This is a genomic window from Paenibacillus sp. 2TAF8 (assembly GCF_052114825.1).
In the GTDB taxonomy this organism is placed as follows: domain Bacteria; phylum Bacillota; class Bacilli; order Paenibacillales; family Paenibacillaceae; genus Paenibacillus.
Genome location: NZ_JBFRFN010000012.1, coordinates 39,654 through 63,481 on the forward strand (window position 1 = coordinate 39,654; position 23,828 = coordinate 63,481).

20 protein-coding genes and 1 riboswitch are annotated in these 23,828 nt (G+C 50.2%); all 20 genes read right to left on the bottom strand.

Going from position 1 to position 23,828, the window contains the following annotated elements; translation table 11 throughout:
* Positions 1-440: 440 nt before the first annotated feature.
* The 20 genes from AB4Z30_RS18265 to AB4Z30_RS18360 all read right to left on the bottom strand — a co-directional run bounded on the left by AB4Z30_RS18265 (position 441) and on the right by AB4Z30_RS18360 (position 23,753).
* Entirely contained in the window at positions 441-2,183 is a 1,743-nt protein-coding gene (locus tag AB4Z30_RS18265; RefSeq protein ID WP_441928902.1) for a cobyrinate a,c-diamide synthase, read from the bottom strand.
* Between the two features lie 1,082 nt (positions 2,184-3,265).
* The gene (locus tag AB4Z30_RS18270) at positions 3,266-4,354 is read right to left on the bottom strand and encodes a cobalt-precorrin 5A hydrolase (protein WP_441928904.1); all 1,089 of its coding nucleotides are present in this window, start codon (positions 4,352-4,354) and stop codon (positions 3,266-3,268) included.
* Positions 4,347-5,144: a precorrin-4 C(11)-methyltransferase gene (gene cobM, locus AB4Z30_RS18275; RefSeq protein ID WP_154890305.1), complete on the bottom strand. Its 798-nt coding sequence runs from the start codon at positions 5,142-5,144 to the stop codon at positions 4,347-4,349. Before cobM ends, AB4Z30_RS18270 begins: the two co-directional genes overlap by 8 nt.
* Entirely contained in the window at positions 5,141-5,872 is a 732-nt protein-coding gene (gene cobI / locus AB4Z30_RS18280) for a precorrin-2 C(20)-methyltransferase (protein WP_441929069.1), read from the bottom strand. The genes cobM and cobI overlap by 4 nt, the downstream gene beginning before the upstream one ends.
* Positions 5,873-6,077: 205 nt before the next feature.
* Positions 6,078-7,361, bottom strand: coding sequence for a precorrin-6y C5,15-methyltransferase (decarboxylating) subunit CbiE (gene cbiE, locus AB4Z30_RS18285; protein WP_441928907.1), 1,284 nt, complete (start codon positions 7,359-7,361; stop codon positions 6,078-6,080).
* Entirely contained in the window at positions 7,324-8,478 is a 1,155-nt protein-coding gene (locus AB4Z30_RS18290) for a cobalt-precorrin-5B (C(1))-methyltransferase (protein ID WP_441928909.1), read from the bottom strand. Before AB4Z30_RS18290 ends, cbiE begins: the two co-directional genes overlap by 38 nt.
* Positions 8,479-9,094: 616 nt before the next feature.
* Entirely contained in the window at positions 9,095-9,742 is a 648-nt protein-coding gene (locus AB4Z30_RS18295; RefSeq protein WP_441928911.1) for a precorrin-8X methylmutase, read from the bottom strand.
* Positions 9,743-10,026: 284 nt separating this feature from the next.
* Entirely contained in the window at positions 10,027-10,797 is a 771-nt protein-coding gene (gene cobK / locus AB4Z30_RS18300) for a precorrin-6A reductase (protein WP_441928913.1), read from the bottom strand.
* A complete protein-coding gene (locus AB4Z30_RS18305; RefSeq protein ID WP_441928915.1) occupies positions 10,794-12,113 on the bottom strand; it encodes a sirohydrochlorin chelatase in 1,320 nt (439 codons plus the stop codon). Before AB4Z30_RS18305 ends, cobK begins: the two co-directional genes overlap by 4 nt.
* Positions 12,114-12,427: 314 nt before the next feature.
* Positions 12,428-14,365 (bottom strand): precorrin-3B C(17)-methyltransferase, encoded by a 1,938-nt coding sequence (gene cobJ, locus AB4Z30_RS18310; protein ID WP_441928917.1) that lies wholly within the window; start codon positions 14,363-14,365, stop codon positions 12,428-12,430.
* Positions 14,366-14,741: 376 nt separating this feature from the next.
* Positions 14,742-14,931: riboswitch (cobalamin riboswitch) on the bottom strand.
* A gap of 175 nt (positions 14,932-15,106) precedes the next feature.
* The gene (locus tag AB4Z30_RS18315; protein ID WP_441928919.1) at positions 15,107-15,937 is read right to left on the bottom strand and encodes a uroporphyrinogen-III synthase; all 831 of its coding nucleotides are present in this window, start codon (positions 15,935-15,937) and stop codon (positions 15,107-15,109) included.
* Positions 15,938-16,068: 131 nt separating this feature from the next.
* A complete protein-coding gene (locus AB4Z30_RS18320; RefSeq protein WP_441928921.1) occupies positions 16,069-17,334 on the bottom strand; it encodes a GerAB/ArcD/ProY family transporter in 1,266 nt (421 codons plus the stop codon).
* Positions 17,335-17,391: 57 nt separating this feature from the next.
* Positions 17,392-17,613, bottom strand: a complete 222-nt coding sequence (locus AB4Z30_RS18325; protein WP_441928923.1) for a hypothetical protein — start codon at positions 17,611-17,613, stop codon at positions 17,392-17,394.
* Positions 17,606-18,805: a Ger(x)C family spore germination protein gene (locus AB4Z30_RS18330; RefSeq protein ID WP_441928925.1), complete on the bottom strand. Its 1,200-nt coding sequence runs from the start codon at positions 18,803-18,805 to the stop codon at positions 17,606-17,608. The genes AB4Z30_RS18325 and AB4Z30_RS18330 overlap by 8 nt, the downstream gene beginning before the upstream one ends.
* A 4-nt stretch (positions 18,806-18,809) precedes the next feature.
* Positions 18,810-20,408: a spore germination protein gene (locus AB4Z30_RS18335; protein WP_441928927.1), complete on the bottom strand. Its 1,599-nt coding sequence runs from the start codon at positions 20,406-20,408 to the stop codon at positions 18,810-18,812.
* A gap of 210 nt (positions 20,409-20,618) precedes the next feature.
* Complete coding sequence (locus AB4Z30_RS18340; protein ID WP_441928929.1) at positions 20,619-20,957, bottom strand: hypothetical protein; 339 nt, start codon at positions 20,955-20,957, stop codon at positions 20,619-20,621.
* 47 nt (positions 20,958-21,004) lie between these two features.
* The gene (locus AB4Z30_RS18345) at positions 21,005-21,706 is read right to left on the bottom strand and encodes a pirin family protein (protein WP_441928931.1); all 702 of its coding nucleotides are present in this window, start codon (positions 21,704-21,706) and stop codon (positions 21,005-21,007) included.
* Between the two features lie 280 nt (positions 21,707-21,986).
* On the bottom strand, positions 21,987-22,412 hold the full coding sequence (locus AB4Z30_RS18350) for a DoxX family protein (protein ID WP_441928933.1): 426 nt from the start codon (positions 22,410-22,412) through the stop codon (positions 21,987-21,989).
* A gap of 62 nt (positions 22,413-22,474) precedes the next feature.
* Positions 22,475-23,335: a M56 family metallopeptidase gene (locus AB4Z30_RS18355; RefSeq protein WP_441928936.1), complete on the bottom strand. Its 861-nt coding sequence runs from the start codon at positions 23,333-23,335 to the stop codon at positions 22,475-22,477.
* Position 23,336: 1 nt separating this feature from the next.
* Positions 23,337-23,753, bottom strand: a complete 417-nt coding sequence (locus AB4Z30_RS18360) for a BlaI/MecI/CopY family transcriptional regulator (RefSeq protein ID WP_441928938.1) — start codon at positions 23,751-23,753, stop codon at positions 23,337-23,339.
* Positions 23,754-23,828 lie beyond the last annotated feature (75 nt).

Here is a 23,828-nt window from a genome sequence, read left to right on the forward strand (position 1 = left end):
GAACAGGATATCTACAGACTCAGAATACTTCCTAGTATAGCCGAATTATGCTTTGGCATATCCACATCATTCCGATCAATATTGGCTCCCCAGTCTCCTTTTTCAAAAAAGATGCCTCATCCCTAACACATTCCACATGTTTCACTAAAAACCTTTAATTGTACAGTCTAATCTTCAACTTCACGACCAAAGTCTCAGGAGGTTCAAAACAAATTCATGCCCTTACGCTCATTCCCGAAAGAGGGAGATTAGGCTGGTTCGACAAAACGAAAAATCAGTCCTCGTCCAAGCGGTTTCTAGACACTTTTCAGGCCATATCCCTCCAATTCGGGCTCTGCGCATCCATATTTAACCTTACTGCCGTGCCACACATGGATGCGTTAAACGTTCGTTCTGAACACTTCTGAACACGAATTTTACATATGCATGCTCCACTTGAACTAATCTTGGTGCTCACGGTACAGCCGGCAATGCTCCACCCATCTCTGTGCGGCTTGCGGATCAGAACCGAGGTGCACATGTGTGTATCCAGCCACGATATTGCCCGAAGCGTATCCCTCCTGCTTCGAACCCCTTAATCCCTTCGTTTCATACGCATATGGAATGGCTCCTTCTTCGCGGTACGTCATCGTGGAGTAATGGAATTCATGCCCTCGTAGCACTTCACCCTGTTTTAGCAAAAAAGAGTCCTGAACCGCACTCGCTTCCCGATATCCCAGTGCAGCTCGCTTCTTCTGCATATGTACCTGAGCAGGAATAATTCCTGCCATGGTATACGTCTGTCCTTCACGATCTGTCAACGTTTCGGCCAGCACCATATAGCCGCCGCACTCCGCGAACAGCGGCATCCGGGAAAGTGCTGCTGCTCGCAGCCCTTCCAGAAAAAGCTCGTTTCCGGCAATCTGCGCCGCAAACTCTTCTGGAAAACCACCCCCAAGATAAACACTATCCGCCTCCGCCGGAATGCCTTCGCCAGCGAGTGGACTGAAATACTTTAGCTTCGCCCCCGCCGCTTCGAGCAGTTCCAAATTGTCAGGATAATAAAAGTTAAACGCGGCATCTCGAGCGACGGCAATAACAGGCTGGTACGTTTCCGGCTTGCTGTAAATGTGGAGAGCCTTCAGCTGGGACACATGCTCGGCATCGTTCACGCTGGCTGTATAGGTAATGTTACTGATATCGGTAGAGTTAGCCACAAGGCTGTCTTTTCTGGTGTCGCTAGAGTGATCAGAACTAGCATCTTGGACTGAGTCGTGAGCAATGACCGCTTGGATTATAGAGTTAGCTGTAACATCATCGCTTCCTTCTAAATACGAGAGAGGGGGAGCACTTGCTGCCAATTTAAGCAGATGATCCAGATCTGTACCCTCTAGCAACACATCGGCTGCCCGTTGGAATAAAGGCTCCAGTTCTCCACGCTCAATGGCAGGGACCAGTCCGAGATGTCTTTCCGGGATGCACATGTCTTCATCCCTTTTCAGCCAACCGACGACCGGAATGCCGCACATTTGTTCAATCGCTTTTTTCACAATCGTATAGTGCCCTGCACTTCCGCACCGATTCACTATCACACCAGCAATGTTTAATTCAGGCTCCAACTGCTGAAAGCCCAGAACGATGGCTGCCGCACTGCGCGCCATACTGCGTACATCCACAACCAAAATCACCGGTGTCTGTGTAATCAACGCAATTTCTGCGGTAGAGCCGACGTTGCTGAGCGGATCTTTACCGTCGTAGAGGCCCATCACCCCTTCAATGATGGAAATATCATGACCTGCGGATGCCCGCTGGAATGTCTCCTTCACATATGCAGGCGAAGTCATCCATGCGTCCAGATTACGTGAAGCTCGACCTGTCACTGCCGTATGATACGTTGGATCAATATAATCCGGACCGCATTTGAACCCCTGTACGCTGAATCCGCGCTGGGCAAGTGCCTTCATTAGACCGAGCGTTACAGTCGTTTTACCCGCCCCACTCCCCGTACCTGCGATAATCAGCCGAGCTGTGGTTTTGTTGTTGGACGTCACTGTTATGGGTTTGTTATTTGGCGTCGTTGGTACGGATTCATTATTGGACATCGCTGTTATGGGTTTGTTATTGGTGATCATTGTTGCGGCCCCATTATTAGACGTCATTGGCGTGACTCCGTTATTAGACTCAGTTGGTAAAACTTCATTCATGGGTAAGGCCTCATTATTCGAAACGGTGGTCTCTACATTCTTCGAGTTCTTTGAATTCTTTGAATTCATCGTTCATCCCGCCTTTGTTCTACATATAACAAATAGACCTTCCCATATCGGTTTCAACGGCTGGGACGGTCATGTTCAAGAGGTGATAGCAACTACTTTATGTGTGTGAACGCATCAAGGTGAAAATGTAGCTTTAGTCCACTCGGAGGGACTGCGTCATCTCGCCTCGGCAGACGTAACTCTGACTCTATAACTGATGGCAACGGGTGGCAACCGAGACAACTGATGCAACCCATAGCAACTCAAAGTACCGAAGTACAGAAGTAAAGAAGTAAAGAAATAAAGAAGTACCTAAGTACCGACCCTTCCTTATGAAACCCCACCTCTAACGATCACCAGAAACCTTATTTTGCGAAAAAAGTACACTTTCAAATTCTAACGATCCTGAGGAACGTTATTTGGGATGAAAAGCTCGAATTCTAGCCATTTTCTCTGCAAAATGCTCAAATAACGTCTGTGGTGATCGTTAGAATTTAGAGTTGCCCGATTTGGGGCAAATAGCGTCATCTGTGATCGTTAGAGCTGCCAGGGTAATTATTTTGGAGAAATATTTGTTGCTTGTTGCTAGCTACTTATTGCGTACTGCGTACTGCTTACTGCTTACTGCTCGCTACTTACAACTTACTGCTTACTGCTTACTGTTTACTGTTTACTTCTTACATCTGATGACTGCTGATGATCGGTGATACTTCAAATTATTCACATAAAAACATGCCTCGGTTCGGTAATTTTGGCTCCCCAAGATACATCGTAATTATTTGGTAACGTAGACGATCGAAAACACGCTCATGCTTGTTAGTCAAACAAATGCTGTTGGTCACACGTAACGCTGGTTGATCATATGAAACGTTAATGGATCACACGAGCTTCTTGTTGGTCACACAAAACGCTAGTTGATCACACGAGATGCTTGTTGATCACAAGAGATGCATGTTAGTACACGAAACGCTGGTTTATCACATGAATTCGCTTGTTGACCACACCAAATTGCTTTTCGATTACACGAATCGGGCTTAATCAAACACAACCCGTGCGACAGAGATCGTCAGGTTGCCGCTCTTTTTCTTTTCCAGCAGCCAATGGTCAGCCCCCGAAGAAAGCAGCGCCGCAGGTTCACTTACGCCGTAGGCTCCGGTGTATTTAAATACCGTTTCGGACGGTTTGGCAAGTTGCACCGTATTCAGCTCCGCAGGTGTGTAAGTGACGAGTTCCCAGCCATACTTAGCACATAGGGCCAGCAGGCCTTCCTCATCTTTTTTCAGATCAATGGTAGCCACGTTGCGCACGCTCTTCACGGACAGGGACAGCTCTTCCAGCGTGGCAAGCACTTCCTGCTCCAACTCCTCCATCGCCGTTCCGCGATTGCAGCCCATGCCGAGCACGAGACTTTTCGGACGATACAACACACCATTCGTTAGAAAACGTTCCTCTTCCGCCGCTGAAAGCAAACGGTCACTGACTACCAGTGCAGCGTTAAACGCAAACGATTCCGTCTCCTGCATATTACCGAAGACCCGGATATGATCAGGAACCGGTTTGTTATAACGCCACCAGTTGCGTTCGCCTGTCTCCTGAATAAGGGCCACCGGCTCTTCATTGACCACCGCCGCACTCACCGGGGTTGCTTTATCAAAGCTGTCCACGATCCAGCCCAGCTCACGTCCAAACATATCCACCGGAATCGTGCCTTGCACGTCCGAAGCTGTCGTGATGACTGCACGCGCACCAAGTACTTCCGCCACTTGACGCGTGAGTTCGTTGGCACCGCCAAGGTGGCCGGACAGCACGCTAATAACGTTCTCGCCGCGGTCATCAATGACCAGAACGGCAGGATCGACTTTTTTGTCCACCAGTAACGGAGCAATCATGCGTACAACGGCACCCAGAGAGATAAACAGAATGATGCCGTTGTAATGTTTGAACAGGTCTGGCAGAATCAGCTTTACCGAGCCTTCGAACAACGTGTACCCCAACTGCTTCTCGTCTCCACGGGCGAATTTGCTCATATAATAAACATCCGTGCCCTGAAACTGCCCTTCCAGGTTACGCACCATCTCCACGCCATGCTTCGTAATCGCTACAGCAGCAAACGGATTACTCACCGGACTTCACTCCCTTGCGATAGCCGTGGGTGAAGGATTTGTCGTACAGTTTGGAACGATGAGCATCCCGGTTCACCAGATCAGGATCAAGCGCCCAGCCTGCCAAAATCATCGCGTGCATCGTAATGCCTGCGGCACGCAGATCGGCAGCCAGATTGGCCAGCGTGGTACGCACAATTTTCTGATCCGGCCATGTTGCGCGTTGCACTACCGCGACCGGTGTATCTTCGCTCCAGCCTGCGGCGAGGAATTCCACCACGACTTTTTTGGCCAACGTCGCACTCAGGAAGAGCGCCACCGTACAGTGATGGGAGGCCAAATCGCGCAGCTTCTCCCGCTCAGGCACAGGTGTGCGTCCTTCCGCACGCGTCAGAATGACGGTCTGCGTCAATTCCGGCACAGTCAGTTCCGCTCCCAGCGCCGCTGCTGAAGCAAATACCGAGCTAACGCCCGGAATAATCTCGTACTCCACGCCCTGCTGCTTGAGCAGCACCATTTGTTCCAAAATGGCACCATACATCGCTGGATCACCCGTATGTACCCGTGCTACGCTGCGTCCTGCCCGGACCGCAGTGCACATCAGCTCGACCTGCTGTTCCAAATCCATGCCGGAGCTTTGCAGCACTTCGGCTTCGGGTTTGGCTGTTGCAATCAGTTCATCATTCACAAGGGAATCCGTGTACAGAACGAGGTCGGCATTTTTCAGAATATTCGAGCCCTTTACCGTAATCAGCTCAGGGTCTCCCGGGCCTGCACCAACAATGTACACTTTCGGTTCTAATGTTTTCATTTGCTCACCACCATCAGGCTTAAATATTCCAGCTCCTGCCCTTTCAGTTCACGGGCGTCACGCCAGACCAGTTCATAAGGGGAAGTGACTTTGGTAACCACCGACGCTTTACCGCCAAGTCCCATCTCGTCCAGCAGCTCCAGCATCGGGTCCAGTACCTTCGCTACTTTGATAAACACAATCGTATCGTGATGCTCAATCGCCTGCCGCATCGCTTCTTTGTCCGCCGTCGCGGGAATAATGCCGACCTGCTCGTCGCCATCTGCCAGATGAATATCGAGTGCAGCCGCCGCACCAAGAACAGAGGATATGCCCGGAATCGAGCTAATCGGCACTTCAGGATGCAGTTCACGCATCAGACGTGCAAGGTGGATAAATGTACTGTATAAGTTCGGATCACCTTCCGTCACAAACGCTACATCTTTCCCTTCCTTTAAAGCCTCCCAGCACGCTTCCACGGTTTTGCCCCACTCCCGTTCAAGCACAACCGGGTCTTTGGTCATCGGAAAGATCAGCCCCAGCATCTCTTTCTCCTCTGGATTCACATATAATTCAACAATTTCGTGGGCGTAGGATTTACCGCCTTTGCGTTTCTTCGGATAGGCGACCACCGGGCATTCGCGAATCATCCGGTATGCTTTGACCGTAATCAGTTCCGGGTCTCCCGGCCCGACACCGACGCCATAGAGTGTACCAACCGTTTTGCCCGGTGGCGATGGTTCTGACAAAGCCGATGCTGACACCTCTCCGACAGTCGTTTTCACAGTTGTGCTTACAGCTGCGTCCCCTCCGGCTACAGTCACCGTCTCGCTTGCTGCTGCACTTGCTATAGAACTTTTCGAATTGGTTCCTGCAAAACCTGATGCATCACTTGTGATGTTTCCTGTTGTTGTGCTAATGCTGCTCTCCCCCTTTGGTTCCTTGCCAAAAAAACTATTCTGCTCCGTTCACAGCTTCCGCTTCGTCTAATGCGATAAATTGCCCTGTAATAACATAGATCGGATTCAGTCCGTCAAAACGGGTCATGTTTAGGATCGGCTTGCTCCGCGCCGTCTGCAACAAAGTCACGGAGGCATCCATGCCTGCATCGCGCATCGCCTTCATGCTGTCATGCAGCGTTTCGATGGTCGCTGCATTCACCACGATGCGTCCCTCGGGGCGTAGCCGGGACGCACACAGAGCGATCAGCTGCGCGAGTTCGCCGCCGCTGCCGCCAATGAACACCGCATCCGGATTCGGTAGTTCGTCCAGCCCCGCTGGTGCTTTGGCATGAAGGACGGTAAAATCCGTCCGGAATTTGATTCGGTTGGCCTCGATGTTCACGAGGTCACCTTCGTTCTTTTCGATAGCGAAGACTTGGCCCCGCGGCGCCAGCCGCGTGCACTCTACCGCCACCGAGCCTGAACCTGCGCCGATATCCCACACGATGCTGTCCTCGCCCAGTTTCAGCTCGGATAAGCTGAACGCGCGGACTTCGCGCTTGGTGATGAGGCCCTTTTCGGGTTTGCGCTGATGGAATTCCTCATCGGCAAACCCGAACCCTTTGCGCGGCGCCGGTGCATCCTTGCGGCGCAGCAAAATGACGACGTTCAGCGGGCTGCACTCAGCCGCTGCCAGCTCGTCCAAGGTGTAATGGCGGGCACGCTCATCTGCCGAGCCAAGGTTCTCTGCAACGTAGGCATCATACTCGGTCATGCCGAACTGTTGCAGATACGCCCCGATCGCGGCGGGGCTGTTATGCTCGTCCGTGAGCAGCGCGACTTTGGCTTTGCCATCGATGCGCTGGGCGAGACCTTTGAGCGGGCGACCGTGCACGCTTTCGAGCACGGCGTCATGCCAGCTCTCGCCAAGCCTCGCGAATGCCAGCTGCAGCGAACTGAGATTAGGCCGGATGTCCAGCTGATCCGGGCCGAGTTTGCGCGCGAAATACCCGGCGATGCCGTAAAATAGCGGGTCTCCCGAGGCGAGCACAACGATGTTGTGCGTGTCCTGTAACGCTTTTATTTTCGCAACGAGGTCGTTCAAACTGCTCTTGATCACCAGCTTCTCCCCCGCAAACGCCGGAAAAAATTGCAGCAGACGTTCGCCGCCCACCAGCACATCGGCCTCCTGAATGAGATTCAGACTATCCGCTGTCAGCCCCGCTGCGCCTTCTTCACCCACGCCAATAATGCGGATGTTACGATTCTTTGCTCCAGTTGTTGTGTTCGAGTTCACTGATTTCCGCCCTCCCCAGTTCCATTCCTTTCATGGTGACCAGCACCACTTCCACCGTTACGCCGCCGCCCGCATGTTCGAGACAGTGCTGGCATGCGTATAGGCATAACTTTTCAAAATAAGGCAAATATCCCGCTTCGGTCATCATATCCGCCACCTGAGTCGCCGTGTTGGCTTCCTCGATCGCTTGCGCCAGTTCATCGCCTGCCCCGGTCTCGCGAGCCACGGACGCAAGAAATCCAAAATCCACCGGCGCACTTTTGGAGTGCACCATCATGACCCCTTGAGCTACTTTGGCGAATTTGCCTGGCATCCCGACCAGACTGATACGTTTCATGCCCAGCCGTTTCCCGTGTTTGATCGCAAAGCCGACAAAGTCCCCCATCTGAATAAAGGCTTCCTCTGGCAGTTCAGGCATCATTTTCATCGCGTATTTCTCACTACTGCCGCCTGTTGTCAGCACAATATGCTCGCATCCTGAAGCCTGCGCCACAGAGATGGCCTGCACCACACTGGCTTTGTATGCCGAAGTAGAGAACGGAACGACCACGCCGCGTGTGCCCAAAATGGAGATACCGCCAAGAATGCCAAGCCGCGCATTGAGCGTTTTCTTCGCAATCTCTTCGCCGTCTGGCACGCTGATGACCACTCGTACCCCTCTGGCAGTGCCATGTTCCGCAAGTACCTGTGTTACCGCTTCGGTAATCATGCGGCGTGGCACGGGATTAATGGCCGCTTCCCCAACAGGCACGGGTAGTCCTGGCTTCGTAACACGCCCCACACCAATGCCACCATCCAGCTCTACCCCCGGCTCGTCCCGCCAAGACACATGAGCAATGATTTTCGCCAAATGCGTGGCGTCCGGGTCATCCCCGGCGTCCTTGATCGTGGCGCAGGTCGCCGTGCCATCCGTCATCAGCCCCTGCTCGATCAGCTCGAACGAGTGGTCAAAGCCGGCGGGCAAGGAAACCACGGCTTGTGCAGGAATATGACCCGTGAGCAGAAGCTGCGTCGCTCCTTTGGCAACGGCTGTCGCACACGCACCGGTCGTAAAGCCGGAACGCATCGGTTTATCCGATTCTTGCGCTTCTCCGCTCTTCATGCGTTTCTTTTCCATGGCTTTGAACCTCCCGTCCTTCTATTTGCTCGCTTGTTGGCACGCTTATGTTTAATGATGGTAGTTGTTTGGTCTTGTATGGATTGTTGATTCATTGATTTTTAGTTGTACTCAACAACTGTGGCGCTAGTAACTGTACACTAACCGCTGGAGATCGTTAGAAGTTGCTGGACTAGAAACTAGATACACTCACTGGCCCCACACGCTAACCATCTCAGTTACATAACATCCGCTACGCCACAAGTGCGCGCTAACGATCACAGATAACGTTATTTGGACTAATTTGCCCTCGCTGGATTTCTAACGATCTCAGGAGACGCTATTTCTCTAAAAAAATGGCATTTTAGCCGTTTTCGAGTGATTTTCGGCAAAATAACGTTCCTCAGRATCGTTAGAATTTCAAAAGGSTGATTTTACGCTAAATAAGCTTCCTGGTGATCGTTAGACGTTGCTGGACGCTGGACTTTAACAGATTCGGACATAGCCCTTAGTGAGGACTATTCCAGTTTTCATTAGGATTCGGCACGGCTCGCTAACCAGACCTAAATCAGCTCAGTTAGATTTCGTTTGGCCTCACTGGCCGAGCGAGGTACACCGCCTTAGCACTCCTGCCGCTTTATGCCTTTACAGCCATCAACGAGATTGCGTTCAAGGCTGCCACAACGATGGTGCTGCCGCCTTTGCGACCAATGTTGGTGATAAAAGGAATGTCCAGCTTGCGCAGCTCGTCCTTCGACTCGGCAGCGGATACAAAACCTACCGGCATGCCTATGATTAGCCCCGGCTTGGCCTCGCCCTCTTTGACAAGACGAATTAACTCCAGCAGCGCCGTTGGGGCGTTACCGATGGCGTAGATACCCCCGTCATACATTTGGGTTGCTTTGCGTGTCGAGATAATGGCACGGGTTGTATTGAGACGTTTCGCCTCCTCCATCACATCCGGGTCGGAAATATGTACGTGTACATCGCCGCCAAAACCGCGAATACGATCCTTGCTCACACCCGCCTGAATCATCTGCACATCGGCAATGACTGACTGACCTGCACGTAACGCTGCAATCCCTGCCTGGATCGCATCGGGGTGAAACACCATACTACGGCCCAGTTCAAAATCAGCCGAAGCATGAATGACACGCTGTACGACTGGATACTGCTCATCCGTAAACGGATGCTCACCCAGTTCCTCCGTAATTATCTCAAAGCTCTTACCTTCAATTTCCTGAGGTTGCACGGTCAGCGGTTTAAACTCTGTTTTAAAATCCACCCGAATCACTCCACTCCTTGTAGTTGAACAAACATCTTCATCGTACGAACAACTGTCCCATACATCATTGCATCGGTCACCTGGACGTACTCCAAGATCACCCTCTGCACGATGAAGAGGTTTAGTTCTGCAAAGCCACTTCTCGTCCTTCTACTTTTTGCCAGAATAAACCTCTCACTTCGTTTCAGGGGTGACCTTGTCACACATTTGGTTCCATGTTTCTTTCGATATTTACAATCAAGCCGTTCAAAGTTGCACTATTCAAATTAGGACTATCAGGCAGATTACTGCCCCAAAATCCCTTTCAGCTCGTCCAGTACACCATCAAAATGATCAAACACCGTGCCAAACTCCGCCTCTGGACGCGAGATCAGCACAACATGAATGCCTAGCTCCAGTGCAGACTGGATTTTCTCGTCCACTGCTCCGGTTTTGCCGCTTTCCTTGGTGACCATTACCGTTGTTGCATAGTGCTTGTAAAGTGCTTCATTCATTTCTCTCGAAAAAGGCCCCTGCATCGCAATAATATTGCGCTGCTCTACGCCCAGCTCACCGCATTTCTCCATATTGTCGAGACGGGGGAGCATGCGTGCAACAAGTCGTATATCCGGATCACCGAGCAGGTGCTTGGTGAAGATCTGTAAGGTTTTGCTTCCCGTCGTCAACATGACGGAGCCTTTCAGCTCTTTGGCTTTGAGTGCTGCTTCATCATAAGATGACACGACATGCAATAGTTCATGATCATCATAAGCGAGCCCGGTTCGTTCGTAACGAATGTAAGGGATGCCCGCCTGCTTCGCGGCTTCCATGGCATTCGTGTGGGCTTCTTCGGCAAAAGGATGGCTTGCATCCACAAGGACAGGGGTATTTTTTTCACGAATCAGCTTCACCATTGCCTCTATTGTCAATCGCCCTGTCCGCACAGGTAAACCGGCTTCTGTCAGACTTTGGGCTGCACTTTCGGTCACAACGGAGGTCAGCACTTCATGGCCTTGCTGCCGGATTCGAACCGCTAGTTCACGTGCATCACTCGTACCGCATAACATGAAAATCATGAACGTTTCACCTGCTCGGAAGTCGCTGCTACTTGTGCTTGAGCGGAGGATGCATGTTGCTGTACATTCCCTGCTATCTCTGCTTGGTCATGCTTCTGGCTGTTCTGGTTTCCTACATGTTCGTGATGCGAATGATGCAATTCTTCATCATGGTCATGATGGAAATCAAGCGTTGCCTCATGGTCGACGACAATATGCTCGGAGTGCTCGTGGTCTTGACTATGATTATGGTTGTGATGTGTATGCTCACCATGACTGTGGACATGTTGATCTGCGTGATGATGATCGTGTCCATGACTGTGACTATGATCATCATGGTGGTGCTCATGACTGTGATTACTGCTGTGGTCATGATGATGGTGCTCGTGATTGTGATCATGGTCATGGTGGTGATGGTCGTCGTGATCGTGATCATGCCCGTGGTCGTGGTCGTGATGGTGGTGATGATGTTTGGCCGCTTCAAGTCGGAATTGGCAGTTGTCACAGTTGGCTGTAACACGACCGTACAATCCCTCGTGAGCACGTTCCAGTACCAGTTCTACGAGCTTCGGATGGAAGCCGAAATAACCACCGATTTCGACTTGAATGTCTGGATGCGCAGCTGCAAATTCAGCCGTCATCTCATCAATGCGTTTAATCAGCACTCCGGTAAAGAGGAAATACGGCATGACAATAATTTTTTTCGCACCAAGCAAGAGGCAACGTTCCAATCCATCCGGGAAAGAAGGCTGGGTCACCCCGATAAAACTGCTTTCCGCCCATCTGTACGGCAGCTTCTCCCACAACATCCGGGTCATTTTGAAAAAGTCACTGTTAGCGTCCGGGTCACTGCTTCCCCGTCCCAGTACAAGTACGGCTGTCTCTTCATCCGTTACAGGTACCGCAGCAGGCGGAGCGGCAACTGCAACTGCTGTATCGGTTTCACCTTCACCCTGAGCTGCAATCCGCACAGGCTGCGCTTCTTGCAGACGGGTTTGCATGATTTGCACGACTTTTTCATGCACACCAATTGGACGGCCATATATAAACTGCACCTGCGGATAACGCGCTTTGGCACGGTCAATTGCATTCGGAATATCAATCTTGGCATGACCCGCGGCAAATAAAATAATCGGTACGAGTACGACTCGTGTCGCGCCTCGATCTACACAAGCAGTAACCCCATCCGCGATACTTGGTCTGGTTAATTCCAGAAAACAGGTTTCCACCAGTGTGTTCTCCGGTGCTTGCTCCGCAACCTCACGTGCAAACTCCTTTAACTCGCGATTCCCCTCGGGATCACGGCTTCCGTGTCCCACCAACAAAATTGCATCCATCTTCGTATTTCCTCCTCTGTCCGATCCGCAGATCAGATTTCTCATATTCGTAAGGCTCCCCACTCGGTTCCAAGGAAGAAAGTTCAATCTATATATCTAATGCTGTAATGAGTGCCACTTTGAATGTTAGTATCTATCTCAATCAGCTGGGCTTCAGCCGAGTTGTATTACATGTTCTAACGCAGTTATGACTGCCGTATCAGCATTTTTGGTTCAATACATCATTGCCTTATTCCCATTCTCATTGATTCGATGACTGCAACATCATGTTGTCTTCATCGTCTTCAAGTTGCTCAGCCCGGCAACCCCACGTCCTAGTCACCGCATACCGGATTAACTTCAACGGTGACTGGCGCATCCACATGGCGGAAGCCTTGAATAACTCCAACGCGTTTAAAAAACTTGTGGAAGCGTTCGTTCGGATGGCCTTTTTCCTTGTACTCCGCTACAATGCGTTCTACGATACCGCCAATCTGATCACCTGGAATGCCCTCCGCCACAGGCTGAGCCGGATGTGCATTACGGCCAAACTTTTTGCCGCCAAGGAACAGATCATAACCGCCTTTGCGATAAACGATACCGATATCCTCCAGCACCGCCCCGTAACAAGCCATACCGCAGCCGTTTAATGCTACGCTCGTCTCCTTCGGAGCGGATAATCCACCGATGACGTCCTGCAAATGGTTAGCCATCGGCACCGCATCGTCCTTCTCCAGGTTACAGAAGTCACAGGCTTTGACCTTGATGACATCACCGATGGGAACAACGATAAAGTTCGCTGCACGTAACTCGTCCACCAGCGCCTCTGGCTCAAACGTCGGCACTCTCAGAATGATCTGGTGCTCTGGCGTATACTCGAGTTCGCCATCCTCGCTTGCGCACTGCGCCAGCAGCGCCATCTGAGCGGGGGTGAACTTTTTGTTGCCCACGCCGGGCGATATGCCGATCTCAAAGAGCGGCGCCTTGCGCCCCGGCACGGGCACAGCAGCGGTGCCAAGCGGCGTTGCGCCGCTGCTCGCGCCCAGCGCGCCCGCGGCTGCCGGGCCTGACGCCGCCGCGTCCAGCCAGCGGCTTGCCGCTTCGCCCGTGAGCGCACCGCCTGCCGCGAGACGCGTCRGAGCCTCGGCGGCGAGCTCGGCTGCACCGGCGCGTGGCGCCACAGCGGCAGCGCGCGGTGCGGCCTCCGCCGCCGCGGACGCGGGCCGCTCTGCGGCAAGCACGGCGGTGCCAGCAGCGCTCGCCGGGCTTGCCGCAGGCGGGGTGGCCGCCCATGCGCTTGCGGGCGGCTGCCCTTGCGGAGCCGTGCCCGCTCCGGCGCTGGCGCCGCGCAGGGCCGGCTCCGCCGTTAGCACGGCCAGCGCATCGCGGGCCGCGCTAACGCCCGCTGCCTCGCCGAAGGCGGCAGCGCGGGCTTCTTGTGCGCCGAGCGACCATGGCTCGGCTTCGGTGCGCAGCCGCTCATGGGGTCTGAGCGGCTGTTCCGCGGAGTTCAGCGTATATTTCCGCTGATATCCGCGGGGTGTGACCATGATTCCTTCGTACATCATGGTGGAAGAATTGCCGATAATCACGGTAGTTAACATACCGATATCGTGATTCAGCATCTCCTCCAGCGTTGTCATGACCACGTCCTGGCGCTCCCGATATGCGCTTTTGACAAGGCCAACCGGTGTCTTCGGATCACGGTAACGAAGCAACATCTGCTGCGTCTCTACAATCTGGCGTGTACGCCGTCCACTACGGGGATTATACAGAGCAATAACAAAATCAGCCGAAGCCGCAGCTTCAACCCGGCGAATAATCGTTTCCCAGGGTGTCAGATGATCGCTGAGGCTGATCGTACAGGCATCGTGCATAACTGGCGCACCAAGCAAGGATGCACACGATTGAATAGCCGACACACCAGGAATAACCTCGACAGCTACGCCAGTATCCGGCTTCCAGCCTTGCTCGATGAGTACTTCGTACACAAGCCCTGCCATGCCATACACCCCAGCATCTCCACTGGAGATTACGGCAACAATGTGTCCTGCTTCCGCCTGTCTTACCGCTTCTTGTGCCCGGCTGACTTCCTCTGTCATGCCCGTACGCACAATGGCTTGTCCATTCAACAAAGGCCGGATCAGATCCACATAGGTGTTATATCCAATAATGACCTCGCTTTCCTGCAAAGCATCCAGTGCCCGTTTGGTGATGTGCTCCATCGCACCTGGACCGAAACCGATGATCAGCAGCTTGCCTTGCTTTTGCATACCGTTTTCCCCCTCACTTGTCATACGATTAACGCCTCAACCTTTGTTTATCTAAAAGGTCCACTTCAAGAAAGCTTCTCCTTAACGCCAATGCAAAGTTATTACAATACAGATGTGCCTCTTTCACCTTATTCCCCTGTAACACATCATTTCTTCTGCTCAACCCGGCAACTTCGTTCCTGTCCATAAAAAACAAAAAAATCCCATCCTGATCACGGATGAGATACGCATGTACTTACACTCAGGAAACCTAGCCTGTAATATTCCACAATAAGGAATTACAAGCAGCCATAATAGCCCATATAGAGCCTCACAGGACAAACTCATTGTTGTCCCTTTCCCGAACTTATCGTACACCACTCCTTTCCGCGAAGGGTTTGGTGACACACGCAAGGTAGGTCTCCTGGCTTTGGATCATTAGCTATCTTTTCTATCTTCCCCGTTATACCGAGTGACTTTTGTTGAAAAGCGCTTCACCATTACAGTGGCGGGACCGCTCGGGACTTTCACCCGATTCCCTGTTACCTCTTGCTTAATGCAAGAGCACCTTGCTGCTTTCATATTGACTTCATCATACCATCGGTCAGGAAATAATGTCCACGCTTCTCCAGATTGTCCTATACATTAATTTTGGATAAAAATGAAAAAAAGTTCCGATCCGCAAACGGATCAGAACCTTTACATATCATTACGAAATAGAGTCCCGCTTAGGGCATCTTTGCCCCATGAATACTCTTTTTATTATTCCTCCCGAACACCCACCGGATTCGCAACAAAATAACGTCCAAGTTCAACAATGAGAGCTCCCATCTTCTCATCTTCTGGTACAACCAGTGCTTCGATACCTTCCTCACGCATAGCATTCGCTGTAACTTTACCAACGGAGGCCGGAATTACACCTTCCTTGAAGGCTGTCAGCATCTGCTCCAGCTTGCCTTGGGATCCAGCATATTCTGTCAAGAATCGAACTTGCGGCCCGCTTGTAAAAGCAACAGCCTCAAGCTTATGCTGAATGATCTCATGCAACAGCAGCTCCAGCTCTGCCTCTTCCGGCGGTACGTGACGGTATGGCAATACCTGCCTCACAATAGCACCTTGTTTATCTAACCAGTGCATCAGCTTTGGAGCCGTTTCTCCATGCAGCTGTAACATCACCTTTTTCCCCGCCAGATCATGTGAGCCAAATTCCCGAATCAATCCGTCTGTACTGCCGTCATCATCTCGTACCAAAGGAGTCAGTTTCAGCTTCTTCAAGGCATTTACCGTTTTGTACCCTCTGGCTGCAATACATGATTCAGCCAATACATCCCGAAGTTGCCCGGCTATATCCATTTCCTCAGCCATGTTGAACAGAGCATCCAGCCCCATGCCCGTCGTAAACACTGCCCAATCCGGCGGATCAGAAATCCAGGAAACCAGTCCATCTCGAATGTTACGATCATCCAGAAACACCGTGCCTTGTGCAGGACGCACAAGCGGAATTCCGCCCATTTTCTCTACCAACACAGACATCTCTTTGGACTTTCTAGGTCCGGTTAATGCCACACGTACCCCTGCCAAATGTTGAGCCATTCATGTTCCCCCCGTTTATTAAGCCGAAAGTTCATCAATCTGACTACAGTATACAGGCTACTTGTACGTAGGGAAACCACGTCTGCTTGCTTTCTGGCCTAATTAGCTATAACGATTTTTTATGATTTTCATCAGGAAGGCTGCAAATTGCCGCCACCATGTGATGTTTTACCTTTCTTCTCTATAGGCTTTTCCGCTGAAGCACCAGACTTCTTTTCTGACTTCCCTTCAGAATGATCTGGTTCACCAGATGTCTGCTCCTGCTTCTGCTCCCCTTCCTGCTGTTTTCCTCTGGATGCCCTCTCTCCCGATTCGGAGTTCGGGGCATGCCCAGCCTCCTTTTTGCGCGGACGGAGGAAGAGAAAGAAAACGATTGGAAATATCACCTCAAATACAATCGCAATCCAGGTCCATTCCCGGGTGAATCGATTCAGCTGAACCGCGTTACGGAAAAACCAGAATGCACAGACAAATCCGAGCAGTGCAATCGGTCCGGTCAATACTTTACCGGATACTTTGGGAATCATGCGTTTCAATCCCCAGCACACAAAATACAGGTCAAATGCAATCTTGGTTATGATACATGGCAGAGTTGCTGCGGCAAGCGCCAGATCGAAACGGTCTAGAAAGTCACTAATCTGCAGCTGTCTTGCCAGCTCATACGATGGATACACAAGCCTCGAAGCAATGGGTACACCAATGGATGTAATGGTTTCGATGACAATAAGCATCATCAGTAGTGCCGTAACTATGTTGCCAGTGAAAATCGATTTTACTCGAAAGTCACTTCCCCTGATCACAAAGGGCAGAGCAATCATCTCCCCATAAAATGAAAAGAGATACCAGCTTCCCCTGCCCACACCCGCCAGGTCAACATCGAAATAAGGCTTCAGGTTATCCAGATTGATCTGCTGGATCAGCATAAACGGTACAATGATGGAGTTCAACAGAAAAAGAGCCACATACAGCTCGACCATGCCAATCAGAGAACCCAAACCACCCCGCACGATAAATATAGCCATAATGAGCAGCGTAAGCACAATAATGGATATTGGTGTGGTTTCCAGCAATGTAATACTTACATAATCTCCTGTTAGCCGAATATCCCTCGCAAATACAAAGAAGAAAAACGCAATGTACATGAACCCGGCTAGTCTACCCAGAAAAGGAAATCGTGTCACTAACGATTCAAACAGATCCTTGTCCGGAAAACGCCGCTGGACACGGCTGAGCATCCACATCGATGTAAACATAATCAGAACCACCGGTATGTAACAAAGATAGGCATGCTGTTCCGCATAATAAATAGCTTGTGCATGAGGTTGCAGCAATGTCCCCGTAATACTTAGTAGCATGAGCATCAAGACCATTTGCCTGTGCGTTACCTTCTGAATCATCCTGCACCTCCTTCCGTACCTGTTTCTTGCATATCAAACCGCCATATCCCACGTCATTCAAGGCAATGGCAGCAGACGTTGAATAATGTGACTCATCCATACGGATACGAACAAGGTTTTTTTCAACGTTGTAACATAAAACCAGATGCCTGTTCCAAGCGCGATGATGCCATAAGACAACCAGCGATTAATGGGGGCTGCTTCTTTCAGATGCTTGAAATCCATAATGAGCACTCCAACAACCATTGCCAGATAGGTGTACAGCAGCGGTTTAATCATGCACAATATCCTCCTCTACGACCCCAATTGGTTTATTGACAATACCCACATTCTCAATAATGACATGCGGTTCCACACTTACCTGAACATCTGGATACAGAACTTCCCAGCGATCTTTAATCTTGTCCCACTCCTTGGGTAGTTGTCTATGGATAGATCGACCGATGCCAAGAATGTCCGCTTTGAATTTATGCTGAACCAGCTTTACGCCTTCCTCAATATCCTCTTTGATCTTCTGGTGAATAGCTTCATTTAAATTCGAAATTTCTTTCTCACGCTTGTCACCATAATCTGATTCGTTATCCACAACGACCCCTTTGGCATACAATCTAATGGTCACACTCACTTTGCCATTCACAATCTTGGGATGCAGAGAAGAATTGTTCTCGTTTAATTTGATGAACAGGTCTCCTTCTCCGCGCGGGGCCTTGACCATGACTTCAGGTTCATTGGCTTCCCCCATGGCAAGAATCAATGCATCGGCTGGAGCCTTGTCCATCATACCTACGAGCTTGTCTTTTTTAAAAATAGCCAGTCCATCCAGCTTGATATTGGTTATGGAACCCTTCCAATCCTGCGGTACATTATCCGAAACAGATGCAATAGGCAGAAAAGGGTCGACCCCCTCACTTAAAATAGAGTCGATAAATGTTTTAAGTGATCTTGGATTTCTCATGTTAAGAAAACATAATTCCCGCACCATCTCGGAAGGGAACTTCTCAATCGGTGCATCCGTGTCTATAACTTTATGTGCTTCGCCTCTGGTGACAACAGGTAATGCCGATAACCGATTAAGCGGATATCGGGTGAACAGATCAAGCATCGGGGCAACACCATCACGTGCCAGATCTTCACCAATAAGAATGGTGCGGCGATGAGCATAATAAATTCGGCGAGAGAGTGACTTCTGACCTTCAAGCGATGTCCCGCGCAGTGTACGAGCCGTATTAGAGAGGATAAACCACGGTTTATCTCCGCTCGTTCCTCCACCGCCACCTTCACTGCCCGAAGCACCCGACTGTCCAGGGAGGGCAATCTGCAAACTAGACCGGTAATCCTCCCCTTCTTTATCAACAGCAATACCGATTACAAAGGCGACATCATTAATCTCTTCGCGATCCCAGCAACCTGCAAGCAGAGATGTACACAGAATCAACGAAATGACAGCCCTATATTTTATAAGAAACCGCATGGAATCACCATCCTTCCTCCGCTTCCGGCGAACCATTGATATCTCTGACCATACGTTTGCGATCCCGGTGCACGGTTGAAGGGCGATTGATCATTTTCCACCAAGGCACCCGGACCAAAATATCTTTGGTATCCTTTTTGTGATATGGACTCACCCCGGATAGATACGGCACACCAAACGATGTCATCTGTGTCAGATGTACGGAGATGAGTACCAGACCAATGACAATGCCGTATAACCCTAACATGCCTGCGAGAAGCATGATTGGAAACCGCAACAGCCTTACGGTGATGGCAAAGTTAAAGCGCGGAATGGTGAAGGATGCAATACCCGTCATCGATACGATAATAACCATCGGGGCAGAGACGATACCTGCCTGTACCGCAGCTTGACCAATCACAAGGGCACCGAGAATACTGACCGCTTGCCCCACCGTTTTGGGTAATCTGACCCCTGCCTCCCGCAGCGCTTCAAAAGATAATTCCATAATGAGCGCTTCAATGAGTGCCGGGAAAGGGATGGCTTCGCGGGCACCAGCAATACTGAGAATTAGTGTAGTTGGAAGCATATCCTGATGAAAGGTCGTAATGGCGATATACAGTGCTGGCAGGAACAAAGCAATAAACACAAACAAAAAGCGTATCCAACGAATCAAATTGCTAATGAAGAAGCGTTCATAATAATCCTCACTAGCCTGTAACATCTGCCACATCGTCACGGGTGCAATCAATGCAAACGGTGTGCCATCTACCATGATGGAGAACCGACCTTCCAGCAGATTCGCGGCAACTGTATCCGGGCGCTCCGAATAGTGCATCTGTGGAAACGGGGAATTCGGGTTATCCTCGATAAGTTCCTCGATATAACCGCTCTCCAGAATTCCGTCGATTTCAATCTTCTCCAGACGTTTTTTGACATCCTGAATCAATTGCGGATCAGCGACTCCCTCCAGATAGACGAGAACAACATCGGTTTTGGTATCGGAGCCCAGTGTCATACTCACCATTTTGAGTGCAGGTGTCTTCAACTTGAAACGAAGCAAAGCTGTGTTCATACGCAGCGTCTCGGTGAAACCTTCTCGTGGTCCACGGATGACCGACTCCGTCTGCGGCTCTTCAACACCTCTCCGCACCCCACCTTTTACGTTGAATAGCCAAGCTTCAGCTTTTCCGTCCATAACCAGTAGAGCCGATGAGGCAAGCACACCCTCCGTCGCAGCAGCCCAGGTCTGAACTCGCTTGACCTGCGTTAATTCAATTCGTGTATCATCAATCGGCACATCCGGCTCGTCAGTACGTTGCTGGATCAGTCCTCGAATAAGCGGGCGCAGCATATGCTCCTGAATATCCGCCGAATTCACGATACCCTCGACATAAATGAGAAGCCCCTGAACCTCCGGTGTGATCATAACGTTGCGGAACACTACATCCGAGGAGTTCGAGAAGATTTCTTTTAAAGCCTGAATTTGATTAGTATGTATGGCACTGATCGGTTGTTTCAGAATAGGCGGGGACGGCAGTCCCAAAGGTACATATTTACTACTGTCAGTTGCTGATGCTGAAGCCTTGGACTTATCGCTACCTTTTGATGATTTACCTGCCATGTGCCGCCCCTCCCTTCTTGTTTTTTATACAAGGTAGCTTGTGCCAGAAAGCAGGGAATTATGTGGTCTTTTTTACAAAAAAAAGCCTTCCGCGAAGGAAGACTTAACGATCGAATTGATCAACTTGAAAAATGAAGCATGCATATGAAATCAATAACTTACATCCTGAACAGAATAACAAGCTTAGATCCTACGCTTATCTCTGATCGGTTAGTCTGCAAAGTAGTCATCAGGTATATATTGAATTTCTGACTTGGCATAGATGGTCAGAGTATGCCGCTCGCTGTCATATTTAACGCGGTTGCCATCAACATAATACCAGTTCTTTGTCAGAGGACGGTCTTTGCGCTGTACGAAACGGAATACGTTCAATTCCTGTCTCAGCTCGATAATCTTCGCCACGGTCTGCTCATCAAGTCCTGTTACGGTGAAGAGGTATCCTGCTCCCTCCTGCTGAAAGCGATAAGACAACTCTGCATCTGTCTTGCTGTTCGCCAGTCCACGCCCGGTGACTCCATGTTTTACCATAAACCATTCCTGCTGTGCCATTCGTATCGTTCCTCCTTTGATCTTGGAGTGGGAGTTCATATCCTTCATTAAGGCAGATCAATCAACATATAAAACGTATCCTCATGCCCTTCCAGCTTCATGGAAGAAGTCTGCTCAACGCGAGCCGTATCTCCTGTACGAAGCACATGTTCATTCTGCAAACCAAGTTTACCCTCGATAGAGAAAATGTACATGCGGCGGCCTTCGTTCTGTTCAAAATCAAGCGTCTTGCCTTTGGACAACCGCCCAAGGTAAATGGTCATGTCTTGATGAACCGTGGCGACCCTTGGTCCACCATCGGATGAGGCTACAGGCACAAGAGCGCCTTCCAAAGCAGTTGTATCATACGAAGTCGTTTCGTAGGATGGCTGTAACCCTTTCGTATGTGGCATAAACCACAGCTGGAGAAGTCTTACCTCCTCGGCATCTGAGGCATTATGCTCTGTATGAATGACGCCGCTTCCTGCTGACATGCGCTGAATGCTGCCAAAGCCTGTTACGGCAACATTGCCCAGACTATCTTCATGTCTCAGCTTGCCATGCAGCACAATGGATACAATCTCCATATCACTGTGTGGATGTGCACCAAAACCGCGACCTGGTGCGATGACATCATCATTCGCTACCCGCATCGGTCCAAACGCCGTGTTATCCGGGTCCTGATACTCCCCAAAGGAAAAGCTGTGACTGCCGCGCAACCAGCCCCGATCAAAGCTGGACCGTGCTTCAGATGGAATGATCTTAATCATATCGCGTAACCTCCTCAAATCTGTATGGTTCGTGTAGATTCCTCTTATTTTTTCTTAGTAGCATACTTATTCTCATTATATCAAATGTTAAGGTAATACGTCCAAGCCAAAAAGTGAAGCTCCTTTCTTCCAAACCAAAAAGCTCCTTACCTGTCAGTTCGATCCGGCAATCATCGTTACCTCGTCGGACTGGCAAGCAAAGAGCTTGGCCGCAAGCATATTCCTGCGCTTTAACACTTTCTGTTACACCTTGGTATGTTGCTTTCCTCTCTGATGCAGATCAGGCACTTACATTCTGTCTGTTCTGACGTGTGCTTCCTTGCCGATTGAACAGATAGTCCAGTGCCAGAAAACGGCTTCCTGTCAGGAGAAGAGTCAACGAGCCTGCCATAAGCATGTAGTCGAGCTCTGTTCCGCTCAAAAATGGCTGGCCGGACTTCGCTGTGAACAGTGCACCCACCATAACAGCAACGAACAATAAAGCAAATACACGTGTACCCAGACCCAGGATCATGGCTGCACCCCCTGCCAGCTCAATAACGGCAACAACCGATGCCATAAAACCAGGAATGCCGATACTTTCGAAGAAACCCACCGTACCGCTAATTCCACCCTCAAATTTACTCCAGCCATGCAGTAAAAAAATGAGACCAATCATAATCCTTGAGAAAAAAAGTCCAATTTCAATGGTTTTGTTATTCATCATGTATCTCCCCATTTCATTCATAAATTTTAGTCCGGATGGAATGCTTGGTTCATGGCCATCTTCTATCCAATCGACCATACAAACAAAATAGACAGCAGCAGAAATACCGTTACCGAGATCAGGATGGCATACCTTGGTAAGCGCAGCGTAACATCCCGTTCAGGATCCAGCAGTCGGGAAATCCGTACATTCACCGACGTGTCGGCAAACGAGGACTGAATTGTCATTGATTTTCCCTCTCCAGATGGTGCACATGCCCGGAGCAGTTTCAAGAGTGCACTGCCAATGCCCGCAGCGTTACCCGTACGTTCAATGGCTTCATTATCCGCTAAAATCTCTCTGACGATACGATATTGCTGTGACGTATGTTTCAGCACGGGAATGTACGGCATCATCGCGGCGAACACCGAGAGAAGTGTTGTTTTTAGCGGATCACGGTGCCAAAGATGATGAACTTCATGATATACGACAGCCTTCTCTTCCTCGTGATCCAACATGCTCAGTAGTCCCGTGGAAAGCACAATGCACGGTCGCCACAGCCCGATGGTAAACGCAACCGGAGATGACTTGTCCACGACGAGAAATCGAGGTTTCTTAAGGTGCTTGTACCTTGCATTCAGTTCTGCCGACCAAACGCGAATTTCCATCGAGCGGAGCTTCTTGACCGCTGCCCGTGTCTGAATGATTCGTACAGCCAGCATCCAGCTGGTGCCCACAAAAGTCAGCACAACTAGCAGCAAAAGGAAATGACCTACAGACATCCACCCCATGCGGCTCATCCAGTGATTACATAGCCATAACAGATTCAACCGGATGTCCCATCCAAATATTTTGTACATCGCATACATGAACATCTGCATGAGCACGAGTACCGGAATACCAAACCCGACGGTGAACAAAATCTTGGAACGGGTCTTCCACATATTAATCGTTATCCTTTTTCCACTGCTTGATTTTCATTTCGAGTCTTTCAATCAAGCCTTCGTCCGCCTTGTCCAATGCGTCCAGCATGTGATTCAACGCCAGCGCCCCAAATTCGTCCACCAGTTCTTGGGACAATTCCTTGGATTGATCGTTCATAAATGCCTCCCTGCTCTGTACCGGCTGATACAGCGATGTGCGGCCCTTCTGTGTTTTACCGAGCAATCCCTTATCCACCAACCGATTCATCACAGTCATAACCGTATTGAAATTGACGTCTTTGTCTTGCTCCAGTGCAGTCTGCACTTCACGGATGCTGCTGCCGGGACGAGCCCACAGAATGTCCATAATCTTGGCCTCTAGCGGACCAAAAAAACGGTTAAGTCCACGCTCACCCACTTTAAAATTGAGTATTCTCATATTCTGACACCCCTCACACTACCCATTGTAGTGCCCACAAATGAGAAGTCAACCTCTATGTCAGGTATTTTATGT

Excerpts from the sequence above, each read along its gene's own strand:
- AB4Z30_RS18305 (WP_441928915.1), bottom strand. The coding sequence starts at position 12,113 with ATGGATGCAATTTTGTTGGTGGGACACGGAAGCCGTGATCCCGAGGGG.
- AB4Z30_RS18355 (WP_441928936.1), bottom strand. The coding sequence starts at position 23,335 with ATGTGGAAGACCCGTTCCAAGATTTTGTTCACCGTCGGGTTTGGTATT.
- cobM (WP_154890305.1), bottom strand. The coding sequence starts at position 5,144 with ATGAAAACATTAGAACCGAAAGTGTACATTGTTGGTGCAGGCCCGGGA.
- AB4Z30_RS18340 (WP_441928929.1), bottom strand. The coding sequence starts at position 20,957 with ATGGCACAGCAGGAATGGTTTATGGTAAAACATGGAGTCACCGGGCGT.
- cobK (WP_441928913.1), bottom strand. The coding sequence starts at position 10,797 with ATGATTTTCATGTTATGCGGTACGAGTGATGCACGTGAACTAGCGGTT.
- AB4Z30_RS18325 (WP_441928923.1), bottom strand. The coding sequence starts at position 17,613 with ATGATTAAACCGCTGCTGTACACCTATCTGGCAATGGTTGTTGGAGTG.
- AB4Z30_RS18345 (WP_441928931.1), bottom strand. The coding sequence starts at position 21,706 with ATGATTAAGATCATTCCATCTGAAGCACGGTCCAGCTTTGATCGGGGC.
- AB4Z30_RS18335 (WP_441928927.1), bottom strand. The coding sequence starts at position 20,408 with ATGGCAGGTAAATCATCAAAAGGTAGCGATAAGTCCAAGGCTTCAGCA.
- AB4Z30_RS18350 (WP_441928933.1), bottom strand. The coding sequence starts at position 22,412 with ATGATGAATAACAAAACCATTGAAATTGGACTTTTTTTCTCAAGGATT.
- AB4Z30_RS18360 (WP_441928938.1), bottom strand. The coding sequence starts at position 23,753 with ATGAGAATACTCAATTTTAAAGTGGGTGAGCGTGGACTTAACCGTTTT.
- AB4Z30_RS18320 (WP_441928921.1), bottom strand. The coding sequence starts at position 17,334 with ATGATTCAGAAGGTAACGCACAGGCAAATGGTCTTGATGCTCATGCTA.
- AB4Z30_RS18315 (WP_441928919.1), bottom strand. The coding sequence starts at position 15,937 with ATGGCTCAACATTTGGCAGGGGTACGTGTGGCATTAACCGGACCTAGA.
- AB4Z30_RS18290 (WP_441928909.1), bottom strand. The coding sequence starts at position 8,478 with ATGGAAAAGAAACGCATGAAGAGCGGAGAAGCGCAAGAATCGGATAAA.
- AB4Z30_RS18265 (WP_441928902.1), bottom strand. The coding sequence starts at position 2,183 with ATGAATGAAGTTTTACCAACTGAGTCTAATAACGGAGTCACGCCAATG.
- AB4Z30_RS18330 (WP_441928925.1), bottom strand. The coding sequence starts at position 18,805 with ATGCGGTTTCTTATAAAATATAGGGCTGTCATTTCGTTGATTCTGTGT.